The organism is Occallatibacter sp. (genome assembly GCF_036502485.1).
Taxonomy (GTDB): Bacteria; Acidobacteriota; Terriglobia; order Terriglobales; family Acidobacteriaceae; genus Telmatobacter.
Genome location: NZ_DASXYM010000045.1, coordinates 25,991 through 34,635, shown reverse-complemented (window position 1 = coordinate 34,635; position 8,645 = coordinate 25,991). Strand labels below are relative to the sequence as shown.

The following is an 8,645-nucleotide window of genomic DNA, read 5'->3' as shown; positions in this document are numbered from 1 at the left end:
GGTCGATTCCCTGCCCTTCAAAAAACGCCTGGATGCGATCGCTCAACTGCTGCTCCGAAGGCTCCTTCCGCCACCACGACCAGTCCACGCTCCAGTTGCTCGCCGTGCGCCACGCGTCGTACCCAAACTCGTCTGACTGCGAGAACGGATTCTTGTGCGGCGTGCCGTCGAAATTCGCATACACCGGCGCCAGTCCGGTCTGCGCATTCGTCGTCTTGCTGAAAAACTTGCGGCTGGTCTCTGCAGCACTCACCCAGAACGGGCGATCCGCCTGCGGTCCCCAGCGCGCCCACAGTTCGTAGAACGCCGGCAGATGGTAGGACGGATCCGTGAACATCTGCTTCGAAATATCCGGCACAAACAGAATCTCCGGCGGATCCAGGTTCATCATCGGCCCCACGCTGTGCGGGCCCCACTTGCTCTGTCCGGTAATCACCGGCCGATGCACCATCGCCGCCAGCAACCGCTCGGCCTCAACCTGGTAGTTGTAAATGCCCTGTCCGTTGCCCCAGCGGTTCGCCGCAAACAGCAGCGACATGGCGAAATAGGATTCGCCGTCCGGCGCCGCTCCCTCTGAGTTATGCGTTCCGTCCGTCTTGCACGACCACGCGAAGAACTCGTAGCTCGGCGCCTTGGGGTCTGCCACGTACATATAGGTCTTCGCCCAGTTCCAGATCGCGTCAAAGTCAGCTTTTTTGTCCATCTGCACCGCGATCATCATGCCGTACGACATGCCCTCCGTACGCACGTCATGATTGGCCCAGTCGGTGATGTACATCAGCGGCCCGTTGCCATTTGACCCCGCCGCAAACCCGATCGACTGCGTCTGAGGATCGCCATGGAAGAGTTGCTGGTAGGCCGCATCAATCTTCGCCTTGATTTCCTCTTGCGAGTACCCCGCCTCGGCAAAGAGGTTGCGGTATTTGCCCGTAGCGAAGGCGCCCTGCCCCTTCGAATCAGGAGCCTGTGCATGTAGGGCGGCAGCGCCGGCCAACGCTGACACGATAAACATCGCTGCTCCCAGCAGCCGAACGCGCCACCCTGCCATCACAAATCCCCCAAGTAGATCGATTTATCGCAAATGCATCTGTCGGCTTTGTAGATGCCGCAGGCCTTGCCCGTCAAGCCGGTCCACGCTCAATCCGGCATGTCCAGGACCGACCATGATCCTTTGTCGAAATATCTATAAAGCGTCTTGCGCTCCACGATTGAGTCAGCGATGGCGTCATGCTCCACGCGCCCTGGCCGCGGCGAAAGCCCGTTCTGCGCATCATGGATCCGCTGCGGCGAGGCGGCATCAATACCCCAGCTGAACCCCATCTCGCCGCCCGAGTCATGCACCTGCAGCCGCTCGGTCTCGCGCGCCGTCGCCACCTTCGCCGGCTTCGACACCCCGCCCTCGAAAAAAACCAGCAGCGACACCGTCCCTTCTACCGAGCACAACACTGCCCAGTCGGACGAACCCGCGCGCTCGAAGCTGCCATGCACCACGTTCTCCGGCCGGCGCGCCTGGTAAGTCTGCGGAATCAGGCAGCCACGCCGATTGAGTTCGCCCGCCACCGTCTGCGGCAGATCAGGAAACGATGCCGGCGGAAGATGCCGCACAACATACGCGTGCGTCTGCCCCCGCAGCGTGACCTCGCCCTTGGCCACCAGCGACTTCAGCCCGTCGTCAGGCTCCTGCGCAAACCCGCATAGAGACACGCCCAGCAGCACGAGCGAACTGCACGTTATGCGGCCCGGAAAAGTCATGATGGAGTCTCAACAGAAGGGTATGCTCCCCGCCGGACGAGGGCAAGTTCACAGCTCACGTCTCTGGCCCGCACACCGAATCCTGATCATCTGATCACCTGATCACCTGATCACCTGACCACCTAGTTCCTGAGCGGCTTGCCGGTCTTCAAGGTGAACGCAATCCGCTCCAGCGTCTTCCTCTCGCCACACAGCGACAGAAACGCCTCCCGCTCCAGATCCAGCAAGTATTGCTCGCTTACCAGCGACCCGGCCGTCACCCGTCCGCCCGCAAGAATATAGGCCGCCCACCGCGCCACCTTCTGGTCGTGCTCGCTCGCGTATCCCGCTTCACCCATAAGGAAGACGCCGATCTCCATGGTGGCCAGCGCGGCCAGTCCCGGCGCTGGGATCTCCGTCCGCGGCACCGGCGCTGTATAGCCCCGCTCGACCATCGACTGCACTTCGGCCTTGGCATCCAGCAGCAGCCGCTCGCGGTTGTACGTGATGCCGTCGGCCGCGGAAAACAAGCCCATCCCGCGCGCCTCCACAGCGGAAGTCGACACCTTCGCCATCGCGATCGTCTCCAGTGCCTTCTTCAGCGCGTTCCCCATCTCCGGCGACTGCGCCAGCCGCGCCGGCCCCGGGTTCTGCCCTCGCGGATCAGCACCGGAGACCGTTGCAGCAGCATCCACCGCCCGCAGCAGCATCTCCTTGGTCCCCCCGCCGCCGGGAATCAGCCCCACACCTGCTTCCACCAGGCCGATATACGTCTCCGCAAACGGCTGCCGCCGCGCTGCATGCAGGCACATCTCCGCGCCGCCTCCCAGCGTCATGCCAAACGGCGCCACCACTACCGGGCGGGGACAGAACTTGATGGCCTGCGTCATCTGCTGGAAGCCGCGAATGGCCCCATTCACCTCGTCCCAGTCGCCCTCCTGCGCCGCCAGCAGCAACTGCATCAGGTTCGCGCCCACGCTGAAGTGCTCACGATCGCCGCTCAGCACAAATCCCGCAAAGTCGCGCACGCAATCCGACTCAGGCCGAAGTACCGACGTCACCAGCGAAACCACGTCGCCGCCAATCGCATTCTTGAGGGAGTGCAGGTCAATACACGCGATGTGGTCGCCGATGTCCACCAGCGACGCCCCCGCATTCGACTTCACGATGCATGAACCCACCGGCCGCCGTCCGCGCCGGTAGTCCGCCACGCGCGCATGCCCCGGCTGCCGGGGAATCAGATCCCATGCCGATGTCGAGGGGTTGAAGCAGTGCGGCCCGTCTGGCGCATACCAGTTCTCATTGCCTGAGTCCAGAAGCTGCTCCACCGCCGCACTCACCGGCAGTTGCATGGCCTTCATCCGCTCCACGCTGGCCCGCACACCCACCGCATCCCACATCTCAAACGGGCCCATCTCCCAGTTGAACCCGGCCCGCATGGCCCGATCGACCGACGGCGCATCATGTGCCGCCTCACCGATGCGCTCCGCGGAAAAGTTCCAAAGCGTCGCCAGCATGGGCCACAAAAACGCCGCGGCCTTGTCCTTTGCCGGATCGTTGCCCAGCAGAATGCGCAGCCGCTCCTTCAGCGTGGCCGCATTCTTTGCCATCTCGACCGATGGAATCGCCGCCTTGCTGAGTGGCCGGTATTCCAGCGTCTTCAGATCCAGCACGAAGCGCTCTTCCTTCCCATCTGCTCCGCGTGCCTTCTTGTAGAACCCCTGCCGCGTTTTGTCGCCCAGCCAGCCCCGCTTCACAATCTCTGCCAGCAGGTTCAGGAAGCCGCCTCCGGCCGCGCCTGCCGGATAGTTCCACGCCACCTGCGCCAACACATCGATGCCCACCATATCGGCAAGCCGGAAAGTCCCCGTACGCGGCCAACCTATCGCCTGTCCCGTCAGGGCATCCGCTTCTTCAATGGTGAGCCCCTGCTCCATCATCAGCGCCGCCGCCGTAAACATCACCGTCACCCCAATGCGGTTGGCAATGAAGTTAGGCGTGTCGTTAGCCAGCACCACCTGCTTGCCCAGCAACCGATCCGCGAACGCCGCAAAGCGGGACAAGACCTGCGCATCTGTCTCCGCCAGGGGGATGATCTCCAGCAGTTGCATATAGCGAGGCGGATTGAAAAAATGCGTCCCGAAGAACCGGCTGCGCAGAGCCTCCGGCAGCTTCGCGGCAATCTGCGCAATCGGCAGCCCTGAAGTGTTTGTCGTCAGAATCGCGCCCGGCGCAAGATGCGGCACCACACGCTCCAGAAGGGTGTGCTTGATCGAGAGATTCTCCGCCACCGCCTCAATCACCCAGTCGCACTCGCGAAGCTTCGGCAAGTCGTCGTCGAAGTTGCCCGGCGTAATCCGCCCCGCAAAGGCGGCATCGTACAACGCCGCAGGCTTCGACTTCACGAGGTTCTCCAGCGCCAGCAGAGCCAGCTTGTTTTTGTGATGCGCGCCTTCCGGCACCAGGTCCAGCAGCAGCGTTGGAATTCCCACATTGGCCAGGTGCGCCGCAATCCGCGACCCCATGGTTCCGGCGCCCAGCACCGCGGCACGGCGCACCAGCAGCGGCTGCGCAGAAGAATTCAGCGAGTGGATAGTGACTGGGACACTGGTGCTCATGCCCTCTCCGCGCGGGACGAACCGGGAATGCGCTCGCCGCCGATAGTGAGGCGAGAATAGCAGTTGCCCGCGCCAGCCATCCAGTTTCCCTCTGTCCCTTCTTCCCTTTTTCCCTCTGCCCCTCTTTCCCTCTCTCCCTCTCTCCCTCTTTCCCTTTTCCCTTTTTCCCTCTGTCCCTCTTTCCCTGTTCTCTACAACGGCTGTCCCAGCCGCTTCTCCAGTTGCGCGCGATACGTGCGGCTCACCCGCGTCCGCGCCCCGTTGCGCAGCACCGCGTCGAACTCCCCATGCGAAATCGGCTCCAGTTGCAGAATGCTCTCGATATTGATGATTGCCGACCGGTGCACGCGCACAAACCGCCGCGGATCCAGCCGGTCCGCCAGTTCGTTCAGCGCCGCTCGATACAGCAGCTCTTTGCCGCCCACGTGCAGATTCACATACACGCCCGCCGCCTCAATCCAGTCAATATCAACCACGCGCACAAAGCGCGTCGTCCCCCCCGCCTTCACCACCAGCCGGTCCCAGCGGCGGTCCGAGGAGGACGGCGCCGTCGACACCATCTTCATCACGCGCTGACCAAACTCCCGCAGGCTGCGCTCATCCAGCCGCGTCTTCACCCGACCCATCATCCCTTCAAAGCGCTCGTCGCTGAACGGCTTCAGAAGATAGTCAAGCGCATTGGCCTCAAAGGCCCGCAATGCGTGCTGATCGTAGGCCGTGATAAACACCGTCAGCGGCATCTCCGCCGGCCCAATCGCCTCCACCACGCCCAGCCCGTCCAGCTCCGGCATCTGCACATCGAGCAGCACCAGCTCCGGCCTGAAATCCAGAATCGACTCCACTGCCGCCTGCCCGTCTGCCGCTTCCACAATCGTGCCCACCTGCGCATCGTGGCGCAGCAAGTCAATCACCCGCTGGCGCGCTGGCGCCTCGTCATCCACCACCAGCACGCGCATGTTTTCTGGCCCCGTCATGCCTCTTCTCCCTGGAACCGCAGTGGCAGCACAATCTCCACTCTCGTTCCCCCTTCCGGCCGCCTGCGGACCGTGAATACATGCTGCGCAGGATAGATCCCCGCGATGCGCTCCCTCGTCACGGCCAGCCCCAGCCCTGAACTGTTTTCGAGCGTCCACCCCGGCGCCAGCCCCACACCGTCGTCCTCCACCTGGATCACCAGGTTCTGCCCCACCGCGCGCGCTGTCACCATCACCGCCCCGCCGGAGATGCGCCGCGAAATTCCATGCCGGATCGCATTCTCCACCAGCGGCTGCAGCAGCAGCGACGGCACCGCCGCATACCGCACCTCCGGCGCCACATCGATGTCCACCGTCAACTGGTCGCCAAACCGTATCTTCTGGATTTCGAGATAGTGATCGAGAAACGCCAGTTCTTCCGCCAGCGGAACCTCGTGCCTGTCCTTGCTCTCCAGCGACAGCCGCAGCAGATCGCCCAGGTGCTCAATCATCCTCCGCGTCAGCCGCGGGTCTCGCTCCACGTGCGACGAAATCGTATTGAGCGCGTTAAACAGAAAATGCGGATCCAGTTGCATGCGCAACGCATTGAGCCGCGCCTGACTATAGCTCTTCTCCATTCGCTCCAGCCGCAGTTCGCTGCTCAGATAGCGCTCGTAATACCGATACGCCTGCAGCGCCCCCACGATCATCCAGTAGATCAGCACGCTCCAGATGAACCAGCCCGGCCCCGCCTTCAGCATGTGCCCGGGCCTCAGAGACTCCCACTTGATATCCCCAATCGCCGCGCGGACCGCAAAGAACACATAGATATAAAGGGACGTAAAAAGAATCGAGCAGGGGATGTGAGCCACCGCCCGCTGCCCAAATTGCCGGCCGGAGAACGGCAGCGCGCGATCGGCCCGGAAGATCAGTGGCGCCATCAATCCCCACGCCCACCACTGCGCCATCGACTGCTTCCACCCCATCTCCGCCCATATCGGCAGCGCGAAGATCAATCCAATTACAGTCGACCCCAGCAGGATCAACGCCGTCCGCACCGGCCAGGAACGCATAATCACGCGCGTTAAAGGAAGCCGCGGAGGCCGCTCCACGGCGACAATCTTGCCGCTTTCCGCTACCGTCGCCATGTTCAGCTCCTGAGCCGTTTGCCGGACGCATCCAGCACGCGCGGCATCCTCGCGAAATTCACGCTGCCGAAATCCAACGTATTATCTCTCTTTCCAGCCCCGGGGAAGCCCGCGGAACTCTTCCACGACCATGCCCCAGGGCCTCCGGCAAGCCCCGACGTTGGCTTGCTGGCGCAGAGACCCGCACACCCTCAGCCGCTACTGCAGCGCGTATAGATTCCCGTCCACGCTGGCGACATACACTGCCTTGTCCACCACCACCGGCGACGCCAGAATAGGGCCCAGTGTCAGCAACTTGCCATAAGCCGCAATCACATCGTCATAGAAATCCGTGGTGAACGGCGCGAAGTAGCTCTTGATTTCGGCGGCATTCTGCTTGTTACCCTCCGTGGCAAAAGACCACGCCAACCGTCCGCTCGGGATGTGCACCGCCCCCAGCTTGCCCTCCGCCGAACCCACATACAGCATGTCGCCCGCAATGGCCGGCGACGAGAACACCGGCCAGCCGTTAAAGCCCACCCCGTACTCGATAGCGCCGGTCTTGGCGTCGGCTGCGTACAGCATGGCGGTGTCAGAGGTGGCAAAGAACACCTCGCCCTTGCTCACGGCCGGAGAGCCCACCACCCACGACCCCTTGGTTCCGAAGGCCCACTTTTTCGCGCCCGTCTTCTCATCGAGCGCGTACAGGTGCGCATCGCGGCAGCCGAAGAACACCATGCCGTCCGCTACCGCCGCCGAGGACTGGATCCCCTCCTGGTTATGCATATCCGCGTCTTCACCGGTCTTGAACCGCCACTTCTCCTTGCCTGTAGCCGCATCCAGCGCATAGAAATTCCTGTCCCAGCTCCCCACAAACAGCACGCCGCCATCGATCGCCGGCGACGCGTGCACCACATCGCCCGTCTCGAACTTCCACTTCAGCGTCCCGGTCGCCGCGTCCAGGGCATACACATTGTGGTCGCCGCTGCCAAAATATACTGCCCCGCCCCACACCACCGGGGAGGAGAGCCAGCAATCGAAGGGATCGGGCATGGTCTCACTCGCCGGCTGCATACCGTGCAGATGCCTGCCACTGAAACGCTTCTCTCCCCCGGTCTTGAACTGCCATTTCACCTTCCCGGCGGCCGCGTCCACCGCGTAGAAGTTGCCATCGTACGCCGCCAGGTACACCACGCCCTCGGCCACCGCAGGCGACGAGGTCAGCCGCGTCTTAAGGTCCAGCTCCCACTTCTTCGTACCCGTGGCACGGTCCACAGCGTAAAGCTTGCCGGCCGTACTGGGAGCGTAAATGGTGTCGCCATCCACCGCCGGCGAAGCGATCAACTGGCCGCCGGCATGAAACGTCCACTGCACGCCGGTCAACTGCAGAAAGCCCGGCGCGCTGTACACCCCCGTATGCGCCGCATTCCCCCGGAAGGTCGCCGTGTCTGACGCAAACAGCAGCGCCGCCCCCAGCAAAAACACCAGCAGAGCCGTAAACCGAAGAGCTATGGCCGCCACACCCGCCATCGACAGAGAAGCCGCCTCCGTCGCGTCCGCCGCCGGCAGTCCTCCGCCCGCGGCCTTGTCAGAGAAATGATTGCTTTCGTCTTTCATGATGTTGAATGTACTCACCTTCCGCCCCCCCGGTCATCAAAACCGTTGCCATCAGGACGGCACCGCTTCCCAACCGGCCTCCACCCCACCCCGGCGCCGCGCGCTCCCCATTCATTGACAGCACCAGCATCGTTTGTAGCGCCGGTATCTTCACCGCCTGTCGTGCGGGGTCCTCGCTCGCGCCCGCCCCCCTCCCAACACCCCCTCACCCTCCCGCTTCCCCCATTCCTCATCCGCTGTTACGATAAAAGAGCATATTTCCGGACCAACGCGGCCAAAGCCCGCCGGACACATCTGAAAGCAGCGAAAGAGGTAATCGTGGCCAACACCACCAAGATTGAAGACAAAGTAGAACGCAAAAAAGTAAAGCGCGCCGCCCGCAAGAAGGCCGCCCCCAAAGCCAAGCGCACCACCCCGCGCGGATCCGCCAAGAAAAGAGTCAAAAAGTTGGCTCGCGGCCAGTCCAAGCGGTAAAAAGCAGCCGCTAGCTTCCAGCCGCTTCCGGTGGAGCCCACCAGCATGGGACGCCGGGATCAGGGCTGGAAGCTGGCAGCTCGCCGCCAAAAACCTGTTCTCTCCCTTTATCATCAGTTGCATAT

At 62.9% G+C, this 8,645-nt stretch carries 7 protein-coding genes; 1 reads left to right on the top strand and 6 read right to left on the bottom strand.

Going from position 1 to position 8,645, the window contains the following annotated elements; all coding sequences use genetic code 11:
- From VGL22_RS07830 to VGL22_RS07805, 6 genes are all read right to left on the bottom strand, one after another.
- A partial coding sequence (locus VGL22_RS07830) for a glycosyl hydrolase family 8 (protein WP_465266346.1) occupies window positions 1-1,048 on the bottom strand: 1,048 nt, incomplete at its 3' end.
- Between the two features lie 89 nt (window positions 1,049-1,137).
- Window positions 1,138-1,752 (bottom strand): hypothetical protein, encoded by a 615-nt coding sequence (locus VGL22_RS07825; protein WP_465266345.1) that lies wholly within the window; start codon window positions 1,750-1,752, stop codon window positions 1,138-1,140.
- 122 nt (window positions 1,753-1,874) lie between these two features.
- Window positions 1,875-4,349 (bottom strand): 3-hydroxyacyl-CoA dehydrogenase NAD-binding domain-containing protein, encoded by a 2,475-nt coding sequence (locus tag VGL22_RS07820; protein WP_465266344.1) that lies wholly within the window; start codon window positions 4,347-4,349, stop codon window positions 1,875-1,877.
- Between the two features lie 191 nt (window positions 4,350-4,540).
- Window positions 4,541-5,323, bottom strand: coding sequence for a LytR/AlgR family response regulator transcription factor (locus tag VGL22_RS07815; protein ID WP_465266343.1), 783 nt, complete (start codon window positions 5,321-5,323; stop codon window positions 4,541-4,543).
- Window positions 5,320-6,450: a sensor histidine kinase gene (locus VGL22_RS07810; RefSeq protein WP_465266342.1), complete on the bottom strand. Its 1,131-nt coding sequence runs from the start codon at window positions 6,448-6,450 to the stop codon at window positions 5,320-5,322. Before VGL22_RS07810 ends, VGL22_RS07815 begins: the two co-directional genes overlap by 4 nt.
- 198 nt (window positions 6,451-6,648) lie before the next feature.
- Window positions 6,649-8,046, bottom strand: coding sequence for an outer membrane protein assembly factor BamB family protein (locus tag VGL22_RS07805; RefSeq protein ID WP_465266341.1), 1,398 nt, complete (start codon window positions 8,044-8,046; stop codon window positions 6,649-6,651).
- Window positions 8,047-8,364: 318 nt separating this feature from the next.
- Between VGL22_RS07805 and VGL22_RS07800 the strand changes: the two genes are divergently transcribed.
- Entirely contained in the window at window positions 8,365-8,520 is a 156-nt protein-coding gene (locus tag VGL22_RS07800; protein WP_465266340.1) for a hypothetical protein, read from the top strand.
- Window positions 8,521-8,645 lie beyond the last annotated feature (125 nt).